This window comes from Achromobacter sp. 1014246743 (assembly GCF_059760725.1).
Genome location: NZ_JCBANA010000078.1, coordinates 1 through 21,485 on the forward strand (window position 1 = coordinate 1; position 21,485 = coordinate 21,485).

Here is a 21,485-nt window from a genome sequence, read left to right on the forward strand (position 1 = left end):
GCGAAATCGTCGCGTCGGGCCGATGCCAGGAAGGTGGCGGTTTCTTCGGCCAATTGTGTTTCCAGCGAGGCTTGCGCGGCGCTGCGCAGCAAGCGCTTGGCGCCGGCGATGCCGTGCGGCGCATGGCTGGCGATGGCCTGGGCGTAGGCCCGCGCCTGCGGCTCCAGCTGGCCGGCGCAGGCGCTGCGGGTGATGATGCCCCAGGCCAGCGCGTCGGCAGCGGTGAAGGCATCGTGGCGCAGCAGCAGGTCGAGCGCACGCTTGGGGCCGACGACGCGCATGAGGCCATGCGTCATGCCGGCGTCGGGCGTGGCGCCCAGCTTGAGATAGGCGGTCATGAAGCGCGCGTCGGCATCGGCGATGGCCAGGTCGCAGGCCAACACGAGCGACAGGCCGGCGCCCGCGGCCACGCCGTGCACCTGGGCGAGCCAGATCTTGTCCATGCGGGCGATGCGGGACAGGAAATCGTTGAGCGGCGTGAACAGGTCGAGCAGCTTGCCGCGCACGGCATCGGCGCCGCCTTCGAACATCGCGATGTCGCCGCCGGCGCAGAAGGCCTTGCCGGCGCCGCGCAACAGCACCACCCGGATGTCGCCCTGCGTGTCGAGCCATTGGGCGGCGCGGGACAGGTCTTGCGCCATGGCCACGCTGATGGCGTTGAGCGCCGCGGGCTGGTTCAGGGTGAGGGTGGCGATGCCGTCGCCGGTCTCCAGAAGCAGCGTTGGAAAGATTGGAAGGGAAGGGGTCATGGCCTGTCTCCGTTATCGGGTAAATACCAACTTTCGATCCAAAAACCGCGATGCTATGGTCGGAACCGAGCGCTTGCTTGGTTGACGATCCGCACGGCAAGCGTAACGCATAGAACGATTTTCCGGCGCTGTACCAGCGTAGGTAAAGACAGGTTCGCTGCATCGCCTGCCTCGGGGCTACGCTGATTCACCGCCATTAGAAAAACAGCTTCGCGACACAGCGAGGAGACAAAGGTGGATCAATCCGAGAGCCCTCCCTTGCTGGAGGTGGATGGGGTCACGTTGGCGTTCGGCGGGGTCAAGGCGCTCAGCGGCGTGGGCTTTCGCGTGGCGCCGGGATCCATCACCACGGTCATCGGCCCCAATGGCGCGGGCAAGACTTCGCTGTTCAACACCATTTCCGGGTTCTACCGGCCGGCCGCGGGCACGATCCGTTTCCTGGGCCGCGACATCACGCGCGTCGCCGCGCCCGAGCGGGCGAAGATGGGGCTGGCACGCAGCTTCCAGAACATCGCGCTGTTTCGCGGCATGACGGTGCTGGACAACATCAAGCTGGGGCGCCACGCGCACCTGCGCAGCACGGTGCTGGACGCGCTGCTGTACCTGGGCCGCGCCCGCCGCGAGGAAATGGCGCTGCGCGCCGACATCGAAGAACGCATCATCGATTTCCTGGAGATCGACCACATTCGCCACGCGCCGGTGGCGGCGCTGTCGTACGGGCTGCAAAAGCGCGTGGAACTGGCGCGCGCGCTGGCGATGAACCCGAAGGTGCTGATGCTGGACGAGCCGGTGGCCGGCATGAATCGCGAGGAAACCGACGACATGGCGCGCTTCATCCTGGATGCGCGCGCCGAATGGGGCGTGACGGTGCTGATGGTGGAGCACGACATGGGCATGGTGATGGACCTGTCGGACCACGTGGTGGTGCTGAACTTCGGCCAGGTGATTGCCGACGGGGCACCGGCCGCAGTGCAGGCCAACCCCGAGGTCATCAAAGCCTATCTGGGCGCCGGTGACGTGGGCGACCTGCGGCGCCGTTTGCGCGAGGCGGCCTGATGGACGGGCTGTTCTTCCTGGAAGTGTCGCTGGCAGGCCTGGGCAGCGGCGGGTTGTACGCACTGGCGGCGCTGGCGTTCGTGATCGTCTACAAGGCCACGCGGGTGGTCAACATCGCCATCGGTGAATTCCTGATGCTGGGCGCCTATGTGTTCTACGCCTTCGCTGCCGGCATGGCTTGGCCGGTCTGGCTGGCGATCGCCGGGGCGGTGGCCGTGTCGGCGGCGCTGGGCGCATTGGTCGAGCGTTTGACGATCCGGCCGATGCTGGGCGAATCGCCGATTTCGGTGTTCATGATCACGGTCGGGCTGGCGTCGATCCTGGTGGGCGTGGTGGAACTGATCTGGACGGCGGACCAGCGCCGGCTGCCGGAATTCATGCCGCGCGCACCGGTGATGGTGGGCGAGGCCTTCGTGGCGCCCAAGGTGTTCTACGGCTTCTGGGTGGCGGTGGCGCTGGTGTTGCTGGTGCTGGCCGTGTTTCGCTATTGGCGCGGCGGGGTAGCCCTGCGCGCCACGGCATCGGACCAGGGCGCGGCCTACGCGATGGGTATCAATGTGCCGCGGGTGTTTTCGCTGTCGTGGGCGGCGGCGGGCGCGATTGCCGCGGTGTCGGGGGTGATCGTTGGCGCGATCGGCGGCATTTCGTCGTCGATGGGGGTGTTTGGCCTGTCGGTGCTGGTGGTGGTGATCGTGGGGGGCCTGGACAGCGTGGCGGGCGCGCTGGTGGGCGGGATTTTCATCGGTTTGCTGGAGGCCTGGGCCGGCGCCTATCTGGGCGGCGAATACAAATTGCTGGCGACCTTCGTGGTGCTGGTGGTGGTGCTGATGCTGCGGCCTTACGGGCTGTTCGGCACCCGCGAGATCGAGAGGCTGTAGCCGATGCGCATCGCGACCGCGAAAGAGACCTACCTGGCTGACCAGGCCCTTTTCGATACCCGCACGCAGCGGCTGTGGCTGGCGCTGCTGGCGGCGTCCCTGGTGTTGTTCCCGTTCGTGGCGGACGCCTATTGGCTGTACCTGGCCTGCCTGGTGGCCATCAATGTGGCCAGCGCGACGGGCCTGAACATCCTGACGGGCTACACGGGCCTGGTGAGCCTGGGGCAGGCGGCCTTCATGGGACTGGGCGCCTACACGGTGGCGGTGATGGAACTGCGCCTGGGCACGCCGGTGCTGGTCAACCTGCTGGGCGGGGGCGTGGTGGCGATGCTGGGCGGGCTGCTGGTCGGCATTCCGTCGCTGCGGGTCAAGGGCCTGTACCTGGCCATATCGACCATCGCGGCCTCGTTCATCGCGCATTTCGTCTTCGCCAATTGGCAGTTCACCGGCGGCACCGGTGGGTTGCAGGTGCCGCCCGCCCGCATCCTGGGCATGGATCTGGACACGTCGTTCAGGATCTATTGGCTGATCGTGCCGCTGACCTTGCTGATGGTGCTGGGCGCGGCCAATCTGTTTCGCACGCGCATCGGCCGCGCGTTCATCGCGATCCGCGACCGCGATATCTCGGCCGAAGTACTGGGCATCCACCTGCTGCGCTACAAGCTGCTGTCGTTCGCCCTGTCGTCGTTCTATGCCGGCGTGGCGGGCGGGTTGTGGGCGTATTTCTTTCGCGTGGTCACGCCGGAGAGCTTTCCGCTGATCATGTCGATCTTCTTTCTGGCCGCCATCATCGTGGGCGGCATGGGCTCGATCCTGGGGTCCATCCTGGGCGCGGTGTTCATGACGATGGTGCCTGAATTGCTCAAGCTGATCGTGGGCTGGCTGCCGGTCGGGGGCGACGCCCTGAGCCTGATTTCGCCAGTGCGCACGATTGTGTTCGGCCTGCTGATCGTGGGCTTTCTGATCTTCGAGCCGCACGGGCTCGCGGAAATCTGGCGCCGCGTGCGCCGTTACTTCCACCTGTGGCCATTCCGCACGTAGACGGCGGCCGCGCACCCAGAGAACCAGGAGACAAGATCATGAAGCGCATCCGGATAGGCAGCGGTTTATCGAAGTGGCTGGCGCCCTTGGGCGTGGCGCTGGCCCTGGCGGCCGCGCCCGCGGCCCACGCCGAAGAAGACCTGGTGCTGGGCGGTTCGATCCCGCTGAGCGGGGTGTTTGCGTTTGCCGGGCAGGGCATCCATGCCGGCATCACCGACTACGTGAAGATCATCAACGAACAAGGCGGGGTGAAGGGGCGCAAGGTGCGTTACGTGCCGGAGGACACGGCCTACAAGGTGGATGCGTCGGTGGCGGCCTTCAAGAAGATCACCAGCCAGAACAAGGTGAATTTCTACTACGGCGATTCGACCGGGTTTTCCAAGACCATCAACGCCGAGCTGAACCGCACGGGCAGCATCCTGATGACGGGCGCCTCGTTCGCCACCGAACTGAACGACCCGGCCAAGTATCCGGCGCAGTTCATGCTGGGGCCGGACTACACCGAGATGTTCGGCATTCTGCTGCGTTATATCTCCAAGGAAAAGCCCGGGGCCAAGGTGGCGTTCGTGTATTCGGACACCGAGTTCGGCCGCGACCCGATTGCGAGTTCGCGCGCCGTGGCGCAGAAGCTGGGGCTGACGGTGGCCACCGAGATCATGACGCCGCCCGGCAGCGTGGACGTGTCGACCGAGGTGATCAAGCTGCGCCGCGCGGACCCGGACTTCACCATTTTCCACGGCTACGTGCTGGCGCCGATTCCGGAATTCGTCGGGCAGGGCAAGCGTATGGGCCTGAAGACGCGCTACATGGGCACGTTCTGGACGATGGACAACTCCACCGTCATGCAGATGGGCGAAGACGCCGAAGGCTTCATGGGCGTGATGCCTTACCGTTACTACTATGACAACGCGGCGGACGCACCGATGCTCAAGAAGATCCGCGAGATGCGGCCGCAATACCAGAGCACGGGCTACATGCAGGGCTTCCTGGCCGCGATGCTGTTCACCGAAGTGGCCAAGCGCACGCTGGACGCGGGCAAGGAACTGACCAGCGCCAACATGAAGGCGGCGCTGGAGGGCATCAAGGATTTCGACACCGGCGGCCTGATCGGCGTGCCGATCTCGATCAAGGGAAATTCCATTCCCGTGGGGCGGATCTACCGCGCGGACACCAAGCAGAAGCAGATGGTGCCGGCGTCGGACTGGATCGTGCTGCAGTGAGGCGGCCGTGATGCCTGGCATCGTCGCACAGACGCCAGCGCCGCCCGCGGCGGTGCTGGACATCAACAATATCGAGGTCGTCTACAACAAGGCGGTGCAGGTGCTGCGCGGCCTGTCGCTGTCGGTGCCGACCGGCGCCATCGTGGCGCTCCTGGGCAGCAACGGCGCGGGCAAGTCGACCACGCTGAAGGCCGTGTCGCGCCTGTTGGACCTGGAGGACGGCGAACTGGTGCGCGGCCGCATCGCGTTCGACGGCGGCGACACGGCGGGCACGCGGCCGCAGAACCTGGTACGCGCGGGGCTGGCGCATGTGATGGAAGGGCGCCGCGTGTTCGAGGACCTGACGGTGGAAGAGAACCTGGTGGCCGCGACCTACGCGCTGACCGGCCGGCCCGGCGCCAAGGTGGATTTCGATCTGGTGTATGGCTATTTTCCGCGCTTGCACGAGCGGCGTCGCGGCCTGGCGGGCTATCTGTCGGGCGGCGAGCAGCAGATGCTGGCGATCGGCCGCGCGCTGATCGCCCAGCCCAAGCTGATGCTGCTGGACGAGCCGTCGCTGGGCTTGTCGCCGATGCTGGTGGAGACCATTTTTTCGATCATTGCCCGCATCAATCGCGAACAGGGGGTGTCGATGCTGCTGGTCGAGCAGAACGCGTCGGTGGCGCTGGCGGTGGCCCATTATGGCTACATCATGGAAACAGGCAAGGTGGTGATCGACGGCACGGCCGACAAGCTGGCGGCCGACCCGGACGTGCGCGAGTTCTATCTGGGCGTGGGCGGCTCGGGCGAGGCCCGCGGCTTTCGCGATATCAAGCACTACAAGCGCCGCAAGCGCTGGCTGTCATGATGGCGCCCGGACCTTCGCGGCCGGCGGACGGGCTCTGGCCGGCGTTGACCCTGCCGCAGATGCTGCGCGAACAGGCGCGCCGCCAGCCCGCCGGCATTGCCGTGCGGCAGAAGGATTTCGGGATCTGGCAGCCGGTGTCGTGGGCGCAGTACTGGCAGCGCGCCTGCCGCGTGGGGCTGGGCCTGCAGGCCGAAGGCCTGTCTCGCGGCGGCCGGGTGGCTATCGTGTCCGACAACCGCCTGGAATGGCTGCTGGTGCAGCTGGGCGCGGGCGCGGTGGGCGGCGTGGCGGTGGGGGTGTACGCGACCAGCCCGGCCGAGGAAATGGGCTACGTGCTGGAACATGCCGATGTCGAACTGGTGGTGTGCGAAGACCAGGAGCAGACCGACAAGGTGTTGCAGGTGGCGCACCGGCTGCCGCTCTTGCGCCGCATCGTGGTGATGGAAACCAAGGGGCTGCGCTCGTATCCGCCCGCCGAACGCGCGCGCATCGTTGCCTTCGCCGAACTGGAAGCGGAAGGCCAGCGGCGCGAGGCCGACGGGCTGGAGGCGCTGAATGCATGGCTGGACACGCAGCAGCTGGATGACCTGGGGCTGATGATCTACACGTCGGGTTCCACCGGCAAGCCCAAGGGCGCGATGCTGAGCTACCGCAACATGCGGGGCGTGGCGCCTGGCATCGCCGACCGCCTGTCGATGGATGCCGCCAGCGTGCACCTGTCGTACCTGCCGCTGTGCCACGTGGCCGAACAGATGCTGTCGACCTTCGTGCCGATCTATCTGGGGGCGCAGGTGAATTTCGGTGAGTCGATCCGCACGGTGCAGGAGGACTTGCGCGAGGTGGCGCCCTCCGTGTTCCTGGGCGTGCCGCGCATCTGGGAAAAGCTGCACGCGTCGATCTCGATCAAGATGCAGGAAGCCGGCCGCTTGCAGCAATGGCTGTACCGGCGGGCGCTGGCGGCCTGCTCGCCGTTCCTGGAAAAATCGGCGCGGCAACGCAGCTTGGGCGAAAGGTTGACCTATGCGCTGTGGTACGGCCTGGTGCTGCGGGCCTTGCAGAATTTCATCGGCTTGCGGCGGGTCAGGGTGGCGATGACGGGCGCGGCCCCCATCGCGCCCGACGTGGTGCGCTACTTCCGCACGATCGGCGTGCCGTTGGTGGAGGTGTACGGCCTGACCGAATCGGCGGGCATGATCTTCGGCCAGCATCCGGACCGCGTCAAAGTGGGTACGGTGGGCGAGGCCATTCTGGGCGTCGAATGGCGGCTGGGGGAGGCAGATGAGTTGCAAGTGCGCGGCGAGATGGTGTTTGCCGGCTACTACAAGAACGACGCGGCCACCGCCGATACCGTGCGGGACGGCTGGCTGCACACGGGCGACGTGGCCGCGGTGCAGGACGGACGCCTGCGCATCGTCGATCGCCTGAAAGACATCATGATCACGGCGGGCGGTAAGAACCTGACGCCATCGGAAATCGAGAATGCGGTCAAGAGCAGCCCCTATGTGAAGGAGTGCGTGATCGTCGCCGACGGCCGCCGCTTTGTCGCAGCGTTGATCCAGCTGGAATTCGACACGGTGGGCAAATGGGCGGAATCGCGGCGTATCGCCTTTACGCATTTTCGCTCGCTGGCCGAATGCGCGGAGGTGCGCGAACTGGTGGCGGGCGAGGTGGCGCGCGCCAATGCCGGGCTGGCGCCCGTGGCGCAGATCAAGCGCTTTCATCTCTTGACCAAGGAACTGGACCACGATGACGGCGAGGTGACCGCGACCATGAAGGTGCGGCGCGCCAGTATCTACCGCAGCTATGCGGACGAGATCGAACGGCTGTACGCCGAGGAGGCAGCGGCATGAACGAAACAGTGATTGTGGAGGCCGTGCGCACGCCCTTCGGGCGGCGCGGCGGCCGCTGGGCCGACAGGCGGCCTGATGACTTGCTGGCCGATGCCATCCAGGGTTTGCTGGCGCGGGCCGGCCTGCCGCCCGGGCGGGTCGAGGACGTGCTGGCCGGATGCGTCAGCCAGGCGGGCGAGCAAGGCGCCAATATCGGCCGCCTGGCGGCGCTGCTGGCGGGCTTGCCCGAGACGGTGCCGGGCCTGTCGCTGAACCGCATGTGCGGATCCAGCCAGCAGGCGGTGCACATGGGGGCGCAGGCCATTGCCGCGGGCGACATGCGTTATGTCGTTGCGGGCGGGGTGGAAAGCCTGAGCCGCGTGCCGATGTTCCTGGACGTGACCCTGGGACAGGGCGAGTTTCGCGGGTTCGATTCGCTGAACCCGGGCTTGTTGCGGCGCTATCCGCTGGTGCATCAGATCGAAAGCGCGGAACGCATCGCCGAACAATGGGGACTGACGCGCGCCGAGATGGATGCTTGGTCCGTGCAGAGCCACGCCCGCGCCTGGGCGGCGGCCTCGGCAGGCCGGCACAGCGAACTGCTGGCGGGGCCGGCGGGGCTGCCGCTGCGCGACGAAGGCATTCGCGAACGGGCGGACCCGGCCAAGATGGCGGCGCTGGCGCCGGCCTTGCGCCCGCCGGGCCAGGGCAACGTGACCGCGGCCCAGGCCAGCCAGCTGGCAGATGGCGCGGCGGCGGTGCTGCTGGCGGACCGGCAGGCCGCGTTGGCCGACGGGTTGCGACCCCAGGCTCGCTTTCGCGCCCGCGTGGCGGTGGGGTCGGACCCGGTGCTGCAACTGACCGGCGTGATTCCCGCCACCGAACAGGCGCTGGCCCGAGCGGGCCTGCGTTTGCAGGACATGGACTGGATCGAGATCAACGAGGCCTTTGCCAGCGTGGTGCTGGCCTGGCAGCGCACCTTGGGCGCGGACCCGGCGCGCGTGAACCCGTGGGGCGGCGCCATCGCCCACGGCCATCCGCTGGGCGCGACGGGGGCGGGGCTGATGGCCAAGATGTTGGCGGGCCTGCGTGCCACGGACGGTCAGTTCGGCCTGCAGGTCATGTGCATCGGCCATGGCATGGCGACGGCGACGGTAATCGAACGCTTATGAACCGGCCTGCCAGGGAGATACCGGCCAGCCACGAGGACGGGGCGGAGTCGCTGCGCCGCGATGCGGTGATCCTGACCGCGGGACGCCTGTTTCGCCAGCATGGCTACGAACGCACCACGGTGCGCGAACTGGCGCGGGCGGTGGGCCTGCAATCGGGCAGTCTGTTCCACCATTTCCGCAGCAAGGAGGAAATCCTGGTGGCGGTGATGAATCACGGCATCCAGGAAGTGCTCGATGGCGGCCGCCAGGCGCTGGATCACTACCAGGCGCCGGCCGACCGCCTGGCGGCGCTGTTCCGGGTGCACATGTGGAGCATGCTGCACGGCGCCGGCGGCGACGCGATGAATGCGCTGGTGTACGAATGGCGCAGCCTGTCGGCGCCCAGCCAGGCCAGTGTCAAGGTGCTGAGCGACCGCTACGAGGCGATGTGGCAGCAGGTGGTGGCGGCGGCGGTCGCGGCCGGCCTGCTGCGGGGCGACGCCCGGGTGATCAAGCGTTGCGTGCTGGGCGCGATGAACCTGACGGTGCAGTGGTACAAGCCGGACGGCCGGCTGGCGCCGGCCGCATTCATCGACGAAATGCTGTTGGCCAGCCTGCCAGGCTTGCCGCCGGGCGCTGGCCGCTGGCCCCTGGGTCAGGGGCGGTTCGGCGATTCGCCGGCGGGCCAATAGTGGCTGTCCGGCAAGGCGCGGGCGCCGAAGATGGCCTGGCCCACGCGTACGACGGTGGCGCCTTCTTCGATGGCGATTTCGAAGTCGCCGGACATGCCCATGGACAGCTCGTCCAGCGCGATGCCGGCGGGCGCATCCTGGCGCAATTGCTCGCGCAGGCCGCGCAGCAGCACGAAGCACTGGCGCACCCGCACCGCTTCGCTGGAGAACAGCGCCAGCGTCATCAGGCCGCGCACGCGCAGCGCGGTGTACGTCGGCATGGCGCGGACGAAGGCAGCGGCCGCTTCGGGCGGCAGGCCGTACTTGCTGGATTCGCCGGACGTGTTGACCTGCACGAAGACGTCCAGCGAGCGGCCTTCGGCCTGCAGGCGGCGGTCCAGTGCCTCGGCGACGCGCAGGCTGTCCAGGGCCTGGAATTCGCTGGCGTAACGGGCGACCAGCTTGGCCTTGTTGGTCTGCAGGTGGCCGATGACGGACCAGCGCAGGTCGGTCAGGTCGGTCGTGCCTTCCCATTTGCGCAGCGCTTCCTGCACCTTGTTTTCACCCAGCAGCCGGCAGCCTGCGGCATAGGCCAGCCGGATGCGGGACTCGTCCTTGGTCTTGCTGACGGGCAATAGCCGGACTTCGCGCGGGTGGCGGCCGGCGCGCGCGCAGGCGGCCTGGATGCGCGCGTGCACGGCGGCAAGGTTGCGCTGGAAGTCTTCGACGGTCAGGGCCTGGGGGTAGCGGCCATGCTGGTCGTGGCGGGTCCGGGTGTCGTCGCGGGGGAGCCGGTCGGGTTGCATTACTTCACCCTGCCCTTGGCTGTCGCGGGGGCGCCGAGCGCTGCGCCGGCATAGCGGGGGCGTCCAGGCAGACGGCCATGGAGCAGCGCGTGGGCCGCCAGGCCGATCACCAGGCCCCAGAAGGCGCCGCCGATGCCGAACAGCTTGATGTTGGCGGCGGCTGCCAGGAAGGTGATCAACGCGGCTTCGCGGGTTTTCGCATCGGCCAGGGCGCCTGCCAGGCTGGCGCCGATGGTGCCCAGCAACGCCAGGCCGGCCAGCGTGGTGATGAAGGTGGCGGGCAGTGCCATGAAGACGGCCGCCAGGGTCACCCCGAACACGCCGACGGCGATGTAGAAGATACCTGCCGCGATGCCGGCGATCCAGCGGCGGGATGGGTCTTCGTGGGATTCGCGGCCGGTGCAGATGGCCGCGGTGATCGCGGCCAGGTTGAAGGCGTGCGAGCCAAAGGGCGCCATCAGCAGCGACCCGAGCCCCGTGACCGTGACGATGGGGTTGGCGCTGGTCTTGAAGCCGTCGTTGCGCAGCACCAGCATGCCGGGCATGTACTGGCCGGTCAGCGTGATCAGGAACAGCGGCAGTGCTACGCTGAGTGCGGCATTGAGCGAGAACGCGGGTGCCGTGTACACGGGGGCGGCCAGCGTGAGCGTCAGGGCGGAGAGATCGACCCGGTTCTGCAACAGCAGCAGCGCCAGGCCCGACACCAGGATGCCGACCACGGCGTAGCGGGCCGTGAAGCGCTTGAGCACGACGTAGGCCAGGATCAGCCAGCCCGTCAGCAAGGGGTCCAGGCTGATGCCGCCAAAGGCGCCGATGCCGAACGGCAGCAGGATGCCGGCCAGGAGGCCCGCGGCGACGCCGGGGGGAATCAGGCGGATGAGTCTGTCGAAGCAGCCCGACAGGCCCAGCACGACGAAGGCGACGGCCGAGAGCAGGTAGGCGCCCACGGCCTCGGCGTACGGCGTGGTGGCCAGGGCGGTGACCAGGAAGGCGGCGGCGGGCGTGGACCAGGCGGTGATGATGGGTTCGCGGCTGGCCCAGCTGAGCAGGATGCCCGTGACCCCCACGCCGATGGATATGGACCAGACCCACGAGGCGGTGTGCGCCGGGTCCAGGCCGGCCGCCTTGGCAGCCTGGAACACCAGGATGAAGGTGCCGCCGTAGTTGACGATGACCGAGATGAGGCCGGCAATGACGGGATGGATCAGGTCGCGCAGCGGCGGGGCGGGGCGGAGGGAAGGGGAGGACATGGCGTGAGGGGGCGCTAAGGCCGGGCAGGGCATGAAGGGGTTGGGTCAGCCCGTTTTATAGCGCCGCAATGGACTATTGGATCCCTATGCTTTTTTCAGTGGGACCAGACCACTTCTTTGGGGCGAGGCATTGCCGCCGCCCAAGCCGCCGCCCTAGAATGGCCTGCCGCGGCGCTTCAATCCGTGGAATCGAGGCAGACCGCATGAGCAAGGCATTCGAACTGGAAACCCTGAAGATCCGCATGGCCGACGCGGATTTCCAGCGCCTGGACCTGCACCTGCGCATCCAGCGTGCGCTGGGGGCATTGATCCTGGACGGGGCACTGGACGCCGGGGTGAAGCTGCCTGCATCCCGCACGCTGGCCCAGTCGCTGGGCGTGGCGCGGGACACGGTCGAGAATGCCTACGTGCAGTTGCACCGCGACGGCTTCATTGCGCGGCGCAAGGGGTCCGGCAGCTACGTGTCCGCCACCATCGGCGCGGAACTGCGCGGGGCGGGCGGCCGGCGGCTCAGGCATCCGGCTGGGGCTGTCCCGCTGTCGATGCCAGGCGATGGTTTGAGCCGGCGCGGCCGGTCCATCTTCGACAGCGGGGGCGTCAGTGACCAGCAGTCGATCCAGCCGTTTGCCACTGGCCTGCCCGAGACGCGGACTTTTCCGACGCAGATCTGGGAGCGCCTGCAACGCCAGGTGCTCAAGGACCATCGCGGCCACGTGCTGCTGCATGGCGATCCGCAGGGGGCCGAGCCGCTGCGCAAGGCGATTGCCACCTACCTGAACCTGGAACGCGGCGCCAAGGTGTCGGCGCGGCAGATCGTGGTGTTGAGCAGCACGCGCCAGGCGCTGTTCCTGTGTGCGCAGCTGCTGGCCGATGCCGGCAAGCCGATCCTGCTGGAGAACCCGGGCTACTTCGGCGCGCGCAAGGCGTTCGAATTCGCCGAGGCCCGCATCGTCCCCATCGACGTGGACGCGCAGGGCATCCGCACCGACCTCTTGCGCGCGGACCGCAGCGGCGCCGCCTGCGTCTACGTGACGCCGTCGCATCAATATCCCACCGGCGCCACGCTGTCGCTGGCGCGTCGGCTGGAGCTGACGCGCTGGGCGGGCGAAACGGGCAAGTGGATCATCGAGGACGACTACGACAGCGAATTCCACTACGACGGCCTGCCGACTGCCTGTGTGCAGGGCCTGGACAAGCAAGGCCGGACGATCTACCTGGGCACGTTCAGCAAGACGCTGTTTCCGGGCTTGCGAATGGGCTATATGGCGTTGCCTGATGAACTGGTGGACGCCTTCAGCCGTGCGCGCAGCATCGTCGATGGCCATACGCCGCAGATGCTGCAACTGACCTTGGCGCGCTTCATGGCCGACGGGCACTACAACTCGCATGTGCGGGCCATGCGCAAGCTGTATGCGGCGCGGCGCGAGACCATGCTGGATGCGGTGGCGCGCCATTTGAACGGTGTGGTGCGGGCGGTGCGACCCGAAGGGGGGTTGCAGATTCCGTGCCTGCTGGAACCGGGCTGGTCCGAGGCGGACACGATCCGCCGGGCTGCCGCGGCCGGGGTGGTGTTGCCGGGGTTGAGCCGCCTGTATGCGGGATCGGTGCAACAGCAGGGATGGCTGCTGGGCTACGCCTCATTGAGCGCCCACGATATCGAGACGGCCATGAAGCGCCTGGCCGTGGCCTTGCGCAGGACGTAGCCGGGCCAGCCCGCGTCAGCCGCGGCGCTTGAAGAAGGCGCCGACGCCGCAGGCGATGGCAATGGCCAGCAGGGCGCCGGCAATGGTGAGCAGGAAGTCGGCTTCGCCGTGATAGCCGCCGCCGGTGACGCCTCCGGCGACGCTGCCCATCCAGATCACTGCGGTGATCAGCGCGCCCGACAGGCCCAGCGCGGCGGCCAGGCACAGGGCAATGAACAGCGGCGAGCGGCGCACGGGCGCCGGGCCGGCGCCATAGCCGCCACGGCCGCGCCGTGGCTGCATCACCATGTAGAACAGCGCGGCCACGACCGCGGCCAGCATCAGGATCTTGAAGATCATGACGCGGCGCGCGGCTTAGTCTTCACGGCGCAGGTGCGGGAAGAGGATGACGTCGCGGATGCTGGGGCTGTCGGTCAGCAGCATGACCAGGCGGTCGATGCCGATGCCGCAGCCGCCCGTGGGGGGCATGCCGTATTCCAGCGCGCGGATGTAGTCGGCGTCGTAGTACATCGCTTCTTCGTCACCGGCGTCCTTGGCTTCGACCTGCGAGCGGAAGCGTTCGGCCTGGTCTTCAGGGTCGTTCAGCTCGGAGAAGCCGTTGGCGATCTCGCGGCCCGTCATGAACAGCTCGAAGCGCTCGGTGATGCCTTCACGCGAGTCGGACGCGCGCGCCAGCGGCGAGACTTCGACCGGGTAGTCGATGATGTAGGTGGGGTTCCAGAGCTTGGCTTCTGCGGTTTCCTCGAACAGCGCCAGCTGCAGCGCGCCCAGGCCGGCGCGCGACAGCACCGGGCCATCGGCGTCGGCGCCCAGCTTCTTCAATTCCGCGCGCACGAAGACCGGGTCGTCCAGTTGCGCCTGGGTGTAGCCGGGCGCGTACTTGAGGATGGCTTCGCAGATGGTCAGGCGGTCGAACGGCTTTCCGAGGTCCAGCTCGCGTTCCTGGTAGGTCAGGACGGCGCTGCCGGTGGCCGAGATGGCGGCCTGGCGGATCAGTTCTTCGGTGAAGTCCATGAGCCAGCGGTAGTCCGCGAAGGCTGCGTAGAACTCCATCATCGTGAATTCCGGATTGTGGCGCGGGCTGACGCCTTCGTTGCGGAAGTTGCGGTTGACTTCGAACACGCGTTCGAAGCCGCCGACGATGAGGCGCTTGAGGTAGAGCTCGGGCGCGATGCGCAGGAACATTTCCATGTCCAGCGCGTTGTGGTGCGTGACGAACGGCTTGGCCGCCGCGCCGCCCGGGATCGGGTGCAGCATCGGCGTTTCGACTTCGAGGAAGCCGGCGTTGAGCATGAACTGGCGGATGCTGCCCACGGCCTTGCTGCGCGCTTCGAAGGTGCGGCGCGTGGCGTCGGTCATGATGAGGTCGACGTAGCGCTGGCGGTAGCGCAGTTCCTGGTCGGCAACGCCGTGGAACTTGTCCGGCAGCGGGCGCAGCGACTTGGACAACAGGCGCGCCGTGGCGGCGTGCACCGACAGTTCGCCCTTGTTGGTCTTGAAGACCGACCCTTCGATCGCGATGATGTCGCCGATGTCCCATTGCTTGAACGCGGCGTAGTTGTCTTCGCCCAGCGTGCCGCGGTCCAGGTAGATCTGGATGCGGCCGGTGCTGTCTTGCAGGGTGGCGAAGCTGGCCTTGCCCATGACGCGCTTGAGCATCATGCGGCCGGCGACCTTGACGGTGACGGCGGCGGCGGCCAGGGCTTCCTGTTCCTCGCCGTCGTACTTGTCGTGCAGGGCGGCGGCGCGGGCGTCGGGAACGAAATCGTTGGGATACGCGACCCCGGTTTCGCGCAGTTTGGCCAGCTTGGCGCGCCGTTCGGCGATCAAGCGGTTTTCATCCTGGGCGGGTGCCGGAGCGGTCGTGTGGTCGGTCATGGTCGGGGATCAGTCGTAATTGCGGATGTCGTCGATTTCGGTGGTGCCGAAATCGTCGCGGTCCAGGTAGGCGAGGATGCGGGAGGCCACGTTGGCGGGCGAAGACAGCTTGCCGGTGGCGTGGAAGTCCTGGAACTTGGCCAGCGCCGGGAAGGCGTCGGGGTCGCTGGCGCGGATGGCGGCCTGCATGTCGGTGTCGACGATGCCGGGGGCCAGCGCAACGATGCGTGCGCCGCTTTCGCCCTGTTCCTGCTTGACCACGCGCGAGTACATGTCGAGCGCGGCCTTGGTGGCGCAGTACACGCCCCAGCCGGCGTTGGGATTGCGGCCCGCGCCGGACGAGATGTTGAGCACGCGGCGGTCGGCCGGCAGGTCTTCGACGGCGGCCAGGAAGCGTGCGGTCAGCAGCATCACGGCCGTGACGTTCAGGTTGAAGGCGGCGGCGATGGCCGGGCCGTCGATCAGCGCATCGGTGCCGGACACGGGGTGCACGGTGCCGGCGTTGTTGATCAGCAGGTAACGGCGCGCGTCGCGGGGCAGGGCGCCGCAGATGCGCTGGGCGGCGGCTTCGGCCGCGGCCAGGTCGGAGAGGTCCACGGACAGCTGTTCGAGCTGCACGTCCTGCGAGCGGGCGTAGGCGGCCAGCTCGGGATCTTCGCGGCGCGCCAGGGTGACGAGGCGCGTGCCCGGTTTGACCAGGCCGCGCGCCATGGCGGCGCCGATGCCGCGCGAAGCGCCGGTGAGAATTGCGATGGTGTCAGACATTCGTGGACCCTCTGGGTGCGGTGGGCGGAACGGGCGGGTAACTCAGACGCCTTGCTTCAGGCTGGCCTGGATGAAGGGGTCCAGGTCGCCGTCCAGCACTTTCTGCGTGTTCGAGATTTCGACGTTGGTGCGCAGGTCCTTGATGCGGCTCTGGTCCAGCACGTAGGAACGGATCTGGTGGCCCCAGCCCACGTCGGTCTTGGAGTCTTCCAGCTTCTGCTGTTCGGCCATGCGGTTGCGCATTTCCAGCTCGTAGAGCTTGGATTTCAGCATCTGCATGGCTTCGGCGCGGTTGCGGTGCTGCGAGCGGTCGTTCTGGCACTGCACCACGATGCCGGTGGGCATGTGGGTCAGGCGCACGGCCGAGTCGGTCTTGTTGATGTGCTGGCCGCCCGCGCCGGACGCACGGTAGGTGTCCACGCGCAGGTCGGCGGGGTTCACTTCGACTTCGAAGGAATCGTCGACTTCGGGGTAGACGAACACGCTGGCAAACGACGTATGGCGACCGCCCGACGAGTCGAACGGGCTCTTGCGCACCAGGCGGTGCACGCCGGTTTCAGTGCGCAGGTAGCCAAAGGCGTATTCGCCTTCGATCTTGATCGTGGCCGACTTGATGCCGGCGACTTCGCCTTCGGATTCTTCGAGGATTTCGGCCTTGAAGCCCTTGCGTTCGGCGTACTTGAGGTACTGGCGCAGCAGCATCGAGGCCCAGTCCTGCGCTTCCGTGCCGCCCGCGCCCGCCTGGATGTCCAGGAAGCAGTTCAGGGGATCGGCCGGATTGGAGAACATGCGGCGGAATTCGAGGCTTTCCAGCTTTTCCTGGAAGGCGTCGGCGTCCGCTTCGATGGATTCCAGCGTGGCATCGTCGTTGTCGGCGGCGGCCAGTTCGAACAGTTCGTTCGAGTCGGCCAGGCCCGTGCCCAGACCGGTGAGCGTTTCCACCACGTCTTCGAGGGCTTTCTTTTCACGGCCCAGGTCCTGGGCGTGCTTGGGGTCGTTCCAGACGGCGGGGTCTTCGAGCTCGGCGTTTACGACTTGGAGGCGTTCAGTCTTGGCATCGTAGTCAAAGATACCTCCGTAGAGCCTGTTCGCGCTCCGCGTAGTCGGCGAGGCGGGCTGCGAGCTGGTTCTGACGTTCGGCTTCCATGATGATCCTGTCTGATGACTTTTGTGCGAAACCTGGCATTTTACCGTGGATGGGGCGGAGCTGCGGGCCAGGGGGGCAACAAAGGGGACGGATTGGTGCGAAATGCCTTCTAGGGGTTTGCGCGCAGAGGGGCGAGTTGTTCAGTTTTTTGTCAACTGTCGGATTCTAGGCTTGGTGGCCGGCCCATATGTCCCTGTCCAGGGACGCGGGACCGCGCAAGATGCCGGCAGGCAGCCGGCCTATCCCGTTAGAGGAGGAGACGTTGATGGAACACACTATGGCCCCCGGGGTCTCGCCGGCGATCCCGGCGGCTGAGGAGGACCGGATCTACCGCAAGGTGGGTTGGCGGCTGGTGCCGCTGCTGGTGGTCTGCTATGTCGTGGCCTACCTGGACCGCGTCAATGTGGGCTTTGCCAAACTGCAGATGCTGCAGGAGCTTCAGTTCAGCGAGACGGTCTACGGCCTGGGCGCAGGGATATTCTTCATCGGCTATTTCCTGTTCGAGATTCCCAGCAACATCATTCTTCATAAAGTCGGCGCCCGCGTCTGGATCGCGCGGATCATGATCACGTGGGGCATCATTTCGGCCTGCATGATGTTCGTGACCAGCGTGCACATGTTCTATTTCCTGCGCTTTCTGCTGGGCGCGGCCGAAGCCGGGTTCTTCCCGGGCATCATCCTGTACCTGACCTACTGGTATCCCGCCGCCCGCCGCGGCCGCATCACGACGTTCTTCATGACGGCCGTGCCGATGTCCGGGCTGATCGGCGGCCCGATCTCGGGCTGGATCATGAGCACCTTCCATGGCGACCACGGCCTGTCCGGCTGGCAGTGGCTGTTCCTGCTCGAAGGCATTCCGTCGGTGATCATCGGCGTGCTGGTGCTGATGTACCTGGACGACCGCATCAACAAGGCCAAGTGGCTGACGGCCAACGAAAAAGCCGTGCTGATCCGCAATATCGCGGCCGAAGAACAGAACAAGGAAGACCCGCCGATCCGCGCCGCGCTGACCCGTCCGCGGGTGTGGGCGATGGCGCTGATCTACTTCTCGTTCGTGATGGGGCTGTATGGGGTGGGGTTCTGGATGCCGTCGCTGATCAAGAGCACCGGCGTGCAAAGTCCGCTGGCGATCGGCCTGTTGACCGCGGTGCCCAACCTGTTCGCGGTGATCGGCATGATCCTGATCGCACGCAACTCGGACCGCAACCGCGAACGCCGCTGGCACGTGGCGATACCCGCCCTGTGCGGCGCCGTCGGCCTGATGTTTTCGGCCGTCTGGAGCGGCAATACGGTGCTGGCCATCCTGGCGCTGACCGTGGCCAACATCGGCATCTGCACGGTGCTGCCGCTGTTCTGGAGCCTGCCGACGGCCGTGCTGGGCGGCACCGCTGCCGCGGCCGGCATCGCGCTGATCAACTCGGTGGGCAACCTGGCCGGCTTCGTCAGCCCGTACCTGGTGGGCTGGCTCAAGGACATGACCGGCACCACCAACACCGGCCTGTACATGCTGTCCGGCTGCCTGGTGGTGGGCGCGCTGGTGGCGCTGGCGCAACCGGCCAGGCTGGTCAACAAGTAACGCGCGGGGCTTGATAAAACAAGGGCGCTTCCCGAGGGAAGCGCCCTTGCTATGTGGCCGGCGGGGGCTAGGATGTTTTTTTGCCGCCGGGCCGCCCCAAGGCAAAAACCCCCCCTTGGGGGGCAGCAAGCGCGCGTAGCGTGCGCGGCGTGGGGGCTCTCAACCCGCGTGTTCTATCACCAACTGCACCGACACCATCCCGTTCCACACGTTCTGCTCCAGCCGGTACGCCGCCTGGATGTGTTCCGGCAGCGACTGGTCGTGACCGAACCAGATGGCGTCAAAGCGCTGGTGGCCGCGTTCGAGCGACAGTTTCAGGTGCTTTTCGCCGACCAGGCGCTGGTTGCGCACCACGAATTCGTCCAGGAACAGCGGCGCGGCAAACCCCGCGCCCCAGACCTGTTGCTGCAGCATGCCGGCCACTTCGGCGTTGGCGTAGCCCGATTCGAGCGAGCCATCGGTTTCGATGACGGGTTCGAAGGTGTCGCGGCCGGTCAGTTCGCGCACGGCGGCGTCGAAGGCGGGGGCGAAGGCGGGAAAATCGTCCTTGCCCAGCGTCAGGCCGGCCGCCATGGCGTGGCCGCCGAACTTGCGGATCAGGTTGGGATGGCGCTTGGACACCAGGTCCAGCGCGTCGCGCAGGTGCACGTCGGGAATCGAGCGGCCCGAGCCGCGGATCTCATCGTCGCCGGCGGGGGCGAAGGCCAGGGTGGGCCGCCAGAATTTTTCCTTCAGGCGCGAGGCCACCAGGCCGACCACGCCCTGGTGCCAGCCCGGGTCGAACACGCAGACCGTGGCGCCGGCCGCGGCGTTGGGTTCTTCCATGGCGGCCAGCGCCTGTTCGCGCATTTCGGCTTCGATGGTGCGGCGTTCGCGGTTGATGTTGTCGAGTTCGCGCGCCATTTCCAGCGCCTGCGCCTCGTCGTCGGTGGTCAGGCAGGCGATGCCCAGGCTCATGTCGGCCAGGCGGCCGGCGGCGTTGATGCGCGGGCCCAGTGCAAAGCCCAGGTCAAAGCCGTTGGCGGTTCGCGGTTCGCGGCCGGCCACGGCGAACAGGGCGCGCAGGCCCGGTTGCAGGCGGCCGCTGCGCATGCGCTGCAGGCCCTGGGTGACCAGCAGGCGGTTGTTGGCGTCGAGTTTGACCACGTCGGCTACGGTGCCCAGGGCCACCAGGTCGGACAGGGTGTCCAGGCGCGGGCCGCCATCGGCCGCGTAGACGCCGCGGCGGCGCAGCTCGGCGCGCAGCGCCAGCATCATGTAGAAGATGACGCCCACGCCCGCCAGGTTCTTGGACGGAAAGCCGCAGCCCGGCTGGTTCGGGTTGACGATGGCCAGGGCCTCGGGCAGCGTGTCGCCGGGCAAGTGGTGGTCGGTGATGACCACGCCGATGCCGGCGTCGTTGGCCGCGGCCACGCCGTCGACGCTGGCGATGCCGTTGTCCACCGTGATGATGATGTCGGGCTTGCCGCTGCGGTGGCGGCAGGCCAGCTCGACCACCGCGGGCGACAGGCCGTAGCCGGTCTCGAAGCGGTTGGGCACCAGGAAGTCGACGTCGGCGCCCATGGCGGACAGGGCGCGCAGGCCGACAGCGCAGGCGGTGGCGCCGTCGCAGTCGTAGTCGGCCACGATCAGCAGCTTCTTGCCGGCCTGGATGGCGTCGGCCAGCACGCCGGCGGCGTGCGCCGAGTGCGTCAGGCCGGCGGGCGGCAAGAGCGACGGCCAGGCCAGCTTGGTCTGGTCGGGATGGGTGACGCCGCGGGCGGCCCACAGGCGTGCCAGCAGGGGGTGGATGCCCGAGGCTTCCAGGACGTGGCAGGCGGACAGGTCGGCCCGGCGGACGGTTAAGCGGGGTGAGACCACCAGGCGCTCCAGTTTTTCTTGGGGGCGGGCAGCAAGCCCAGCAGGCCCCCGCGCGGTTTCAGGGTCAGGGCGGCGCGGCGATCGTCGCCCAGCAGCAGCAATTCGGCGGGCGTGGCGGGCAGGCCATGGGGGCCGGCCAGCGGTTGCAGCTGCGTATCGAGTTCAGCCAGGGCGTCGAGCCAGGCGGCCCAGTCGCCCGCGCGTTGCGGCGCTTCGAGGGCGGTCAGGACGTGGGCGGCCTGGGCGGCCGGGCGCGCTGGCCACGGCGTGCCGCCGCCGTACAGCCACAGGGCATTGACGGGCGGCAGGCCGCGCGCCGCGCGGGCATCGTTGACGGGATGCTCGTGCCAGGCCATCTGGATTTCATTGAGCAGGCGACGCCAGGGGCGGGTTTCGGTGTCCTGGCGCCACCAGTCGTTCAGGCGTTGGCCGGCCACCGCCAGCGGGCTGGCGGTCTGCGGCCGCAGGCCATCGGGCAGTTGCAGGCGCCAGCGCGCCGCCGAGAGCGGCTGGACGGTGAAGCCCGTGCCGTCGAACAGCGGACGGGCGGTGTCCAGCAGCGCGGCGGTTTCTTCGTCGCGCAGGTCCATCAGGGCCGGGTCGAGCAAGGTGGCCTGGTCGGTGCCCAGGGCCAGGTGCACCAGCTCGGCCAGCCAGACGGGGCCGTTGCCGGCCGGGTCGCCAGCCAGCAGCGGGCCCAGTCCGGCGCCTTGCAGCAGGCCGGGTTCGGGCGCGTAGCCGGATTGGTCCAGCTGCCAGGATTCGAAGGGCGTACAGCCGTAGGCGCGGATGTCGTGGGCCTGGACCCGGGCGCTGGCGGCTTGCAGCCAGCGGTGCAGCGTGGGCGCGCGCTGGGGCAGGAGCTTGGCCAGTTCGGCGGCAACGGGAAGGGCGGGCAAGGCGCCCGGAATGACGATCAGCATGGCCGCGATTGTAGTCGCTGGCTGCCCGGGGAACTAAGGCCGGTCCCGATTGCCATACGTTGACACGGCTGGTCGTCCAATCCCACATCCGCGGGGCGGTTTTCCAGCCGGTTAATGCCATAATGCGCACGTGCT

The 21,485-nt window shown here is 67.6% G+C and carries 19 protein-coding genes; 10 read left to right on the top strand and 9 right to left on the bottom strand.

Translation table 11 applies throughout. From position 1 onward, the window contains the following. A partial coding sequence (locus AC6LJ2_RS25370; protein ID WP_498152438.1) for an enoyl-CoA hydratase/isomerase family protein occupies positions 1–749 on the bottom strand: 749 nt, incomplete at its 3' end. 258 nt (positions 750–1,007) lie between these two features. Here AC6LJ2_RS25370 and AC6LJ2_RS25375 point away from each other — a divergent pair. The 8 genes from AC6LJ2_RS25375 to AC6LJ2_RS25410 are packed head-to-tail and all read left to right on the top strand — an operon-like array spanning position 1,008 to position 9,463. Further along, a complete protein-coding gene (locus AC6LJ2_RS25375) occupies positions 1,008–1,805 on the top strand; it encodes an ABC transporter ATP-binding protein (protein WP_445659188.1) in 798 nt (265 codons plus the stop codon). Then, a complete protein-coding gene (locus tag AC6LJ2_RS25380) occupies positions 1,805–2,683 on the top strand; it encodes a branched-chain amino acid ABC transporter permease (RefSeq protein ID WP_263910844.1) in 879 nt (292 codons plus the stop codon). Before AC6LJ2_RS25375 ends, AC6LJ2_RS25380 begins: the two co-directional genes overlap by 1 nt. Positions 2,684–2,686: 3 nt before the next feature. Then, positions 2,687–3,724 (top strand): branched-chain amino acid ABC transporter permease, encoded by a 1,038-nt coding sequence (locus AC6LJ2_RS25385; RefSeq protein WP_498152439.1) that lies wholly within the window; start codon positions 2,687–2,689, stop codon positions 3,722–3,724. 38 nt (positions 3,725–3,762) lie between these two features. After that, positions 3,763–4,944, top strand: coding sequence for an ABC transporter substrate-binding protein (locus tag AC6LJ2_RS25390; protein ID WP_498152440.1), 1,182 nt, complete (start codon positions 3,763–3,765; stop codon positions 4,942–4,944). 10 nt (positions 4,945–4,954) lie between these two features. Next, complete coding sequence (locus AC6LJ2_RS25395; protein WP_263910840.1) at positions 4,955–5,791, top strand: ATP-binding cassette domain-containing protein; 837 nt, start codon at positions 4,955–4,957, stop codon at positions 5,789–5,791. Further along, entirely contained in the window at positions 5,788–7,641 is a 1,854-nt protein-coding gene (locus AC6LJ2_RS25400) for an AMP-dependent synthetase/ligase (protein WP_498152441.1), read from the top strand. The genes AC6LJ2_RS25395 and AC6LJ2_RS25400 overlap by 4 nt, the downstream gene beginning before the upstream one ends. After that, positions 7,638–8,792 carry a thiolase family protein gene (locus AC6LJ2_RS25405; RefSeq protein WP_498152442.1) on the top strand — a complete coding sequence of 385 codons (1,155 nt, stop codon included), beginning with the start codon at positions 7,638–7,640 and terminating at the stop codon, positions 8,790–8,792. The genes AC6LJ2_RS25400 and AC6LJ2_RS25405 overlap by 4 nt, the downstream gene beginning before the upstream one ends. Further along, a complete protein-coding gene (locus AC6LJ2_RS25410) occupies positions 8,789–9,463 on the top strand; it encodes a TetR-type transcription factor C-terminal domain-containing protein (RefSeq protein ID WP_263910836.1) in 675 nt (224 codons plus the stop codon). Before AC6LJ2_RS25405 ends, AC6LJ2_RS25410 begins: the two co-directional genes overlap by 4 nt. Here AC6LJ2_RS25410 and AC6LJ2_RS25415 read toward each other — a convergent pair. Both AC6LJ2_RS25415 and AC6LJ2_RS25420 read right to left on the bottom strand, forming a co-directional pair. Next, a complete protein-coding gene (locus AC6LJ2_RS25415; protein ID WP_445656783.1) occupies positions 9,427–10,248 on the bottom strand; it encodes a YggS family pyridoxal phosphate-dependent enzyme in 822 nt (273 codons plus the stop codon). The two genes, AC6LJ2_RS25410 and AC6LJ2_RS25415, sit on opposite strands and share 37 nt — an antisense overlap. Continuing rightward, a complete protein-coding gene (locus AC6LJ2_RS25420) occupies positions 10,248–11,498 on the bottom strand; it encodes a benzoate/H(+) symporter BenE family transporter (RefSeq protein WP_445656782.1) in 1,251 nt (416 codons plus the stop codon). Before AC6LJ2_RS25420 ends, AC6LJ2_RS25415 begins: the two co-directional genes overlap by 1 nt. Positions 11,499–11,701: 203 nt before the next feature. Here AC6LJ2_RS25420 and pdxR point away from each other — a divergent pair, with 203 nt between their 5' ends. Continuing rightward, positions 11,702–13,201 (top strand): MocR-like pyridoxine biosynthesis transcription factor PdxR, encoded by a 1,500-nt coding sequence (gene pdxR, locus AC6LJ2_RS25425; RefSeq protein ID WP_498152443.1) that lies wholly within the window; start codon positions 11,702–11,704, stop codon positions 13,199–13,201. A 15-nt stretch (positions 13,202–13,216) separates the two neighbouring features. Here pdxR and AC6LJ2_RS25430 read toward each other — a convergent pair whose 3' ends face one another. From AC6LJ2_RS25430 to prfB, 4 genes are all read right to left on the bottom strand, one after another. Beyond that, positions 13,217–13,540, bottom strand: a complete 324-nt coding sequence (locus tag AC6LJ2_RS25430) for a preprotein translocase subunit TatB (RefSeq protein ID WP_263910831.1) — start codon at positions 13,538–13,540, stop codon at positions 13,217–13,219. 15 nt (positions 13,541–13,555) lie between these two features. Beyond that, on the bottom strand, positions 13,556–15,079 hold the full coding sequence (gene lysS, locus AC6LJ2_RS25435) for a lysine--tRNA ligase (protein ID WP_263910830.1): 1,524 nt from the start codon (positions 15,077–15,079) through the stop codon (positions 13,556–13,558). Between the two features lie 9 nt (positions 15,080–15,088). Further along, on the bottom strand, positions 15,089–15,844 hold the full coding sequence (locus AC6LJ2_RS25440) for an SDR family oxidoreductase (RefSeq protein WP_263910828.1): 756 nt from the start codon (positions 15,842–15,844) through the stop codon (positions 15,089–15,091). A 42-nt stretch (positions 15,845–15,886) separates the two neighbouring features. Then, a protein-coding gene (prfB, locus tag AC6LJ2_RS25445; RefSeq protein ID WP_263910826.1) for a peptide chain release factor 2 occupies positions 15,887–16,991 on the bottom strand; the annotation gives its coding sequence in 2 pieces (ribosomal slippage) (positions 15,887–16,909 and positions 16,911–16,991; 1,104 coding nt in all). A 265-nt stretch (positions 16,992–17,256) separates the two neighbouring features. On the opposite strand from prfB, the gene AC6LJ2_RS25450 reads away from it, so the two are divergent. Further along, complete coding sequence (locus AC6LJ2_RS25450; protein WP_498152444.1) at positions 17,257–18,567, top strand: MFS transporter; 1,311 nt, start codon at positions 17,257–17,259, stop codon at positions 18,565–18,567. Between the two features lie 159 nt (positions 18,568–18,726). Here AC6LJ2_RS25450 and recJ read toward each other — a convergent pair whose 3' ends face one another. Next, the gene (gene recJ / locus AC6LJ2_RS25455; RefSeq protein WP_263910824.1) at positions 18,727–20,427 is read right to left on the bottom strand and encodes a single-stranded-DNA-specific exonuclease RecJ; all 1,701 of its coding nucleotides are present in this window, start codon (positions 20,425–20,427) and stop codon (positions 18,727–18,729) included. Continuing rightward, positions 20,409–21,350, bottom strand: a complete 942-nt coding sequence (locus tag AC6LJ2_RS25460) for a hypothetical protein (RefSeq protein ID WP_263910822.1) — start codon at positions 21,348–21,350, stop codon at positions 20,409–20,411. The genes recJ and AC6LJ2_RS25460 overlap by 19 nt, the downstream gene beginning before the upstream one ends. Between the last annotated feature and the right edge of the window lie 135 nt (positions 21,351–21,485).

Coding starts and splice junctions, on each gene's coding strand:
- AC6LJ2_RS25380 (WP_263910844.1), top strand. CDS start 1,805: ATGGACGGGCTGTTCTTCCTGGAAGTGTCGCTGGCAGGCCTGGGCAGC.
- AC6LJ2_RS25385 (WP_498152439.1), top strand. CDS start 2,687: ATGCGCATCGCGACCGCGAAAGAGACCTACCTGGCTGACCAGGCCCTT.
- AC6LJ2_RS25390 (WP_498152440.1), top strand. CDS start 3,763: ATGAAGCGCATCCGGATAGGCAGCGGTTTATCGAAGTGGCTGGCGCCC.
- AC6LJ2_RS25395 (WP_263910840.1), top strand. CDS start 4,955: ATGCCTGGCATCGTCGCACAGACGCCAGCGCCGCCCGCGGCGGTGCTG.
- AC6LJ2_RS25400 (WP_498152441.1), top strand. CDS start 5,788: ATGATGGCGCCCGGACCTTCGCGGCCGGCGGACGGGCTCTGGCCGGCG.
- AC6LJ2_RS25405 (WP_498152442.1), top strand. CDS start 7,638: ATGAACGAAACAGTGATTGTGGAGGCCGTGCGCACGCCCTTCGGGCGG.
- AC6LJ2_RS25410 (WP_263910836.1), top strand. CDS start 8,789: ATGAACCGGCCTGCCAGGGAGATACCGGCCAGCCACGAGGACGGGGCG.
- AC6LJ2_RS25415 (WP_445656783.1), bottom strand. CDS start 10,248: ATGCAACCCGACCGGCTCCCCCGCGACGACACCCGGACCCGCCACGAC.
- AC6LJ2_RS25420 (WP_445656782.1), bottom strand. CDS start 11,498: ATGTCCTCCCCTTCCCTCCGCCCCGCCCCGCCGCTGCGCGACCTGATC.
- pdxR (WP_498152443.1), top strand. CDS start 11,702: ATGAGCAAGGCATTCGAACTGGAAACCCTGAAGATCCGCATGGCCGAC.
- AC6LJ2_RS25430 (WP_263910831.1), bottom strand. CDS start 13,540: ATGATCTTCAAGATCCTGATGCTGGCCGCGGTCGTGGCCGCGCTGTTC.
- lysS (WP_263910830.1), bottom strand. CDS start 15,079: ATGACCGACCACACGACCGCTCCGGCACCCGCCCAGGATGAAAACCGC.
- AC6LJ2_RS25440 (WP_263910828.1), bottom strand. CDS start 15,844: ATGTCTGACACCATCGCAATTCTCACCGGCGCTTCGCGCGGCATCGGC.
- AC6LJ2_RS25450 (WP_498152444.1), top strand. CDS start 17,257: ATGGAACACACTATGGCCCCCGGGGTCTCGCCGGCGATCCCGGCGGCT.
- AC6LJ2_RS25460 (WP_263910822.1), bottom strand. CDS start 21,350: ATGCTGATCGTCATTCCGGGCGCCTTGCCCGCCCTTCCCGTTGCCGCC.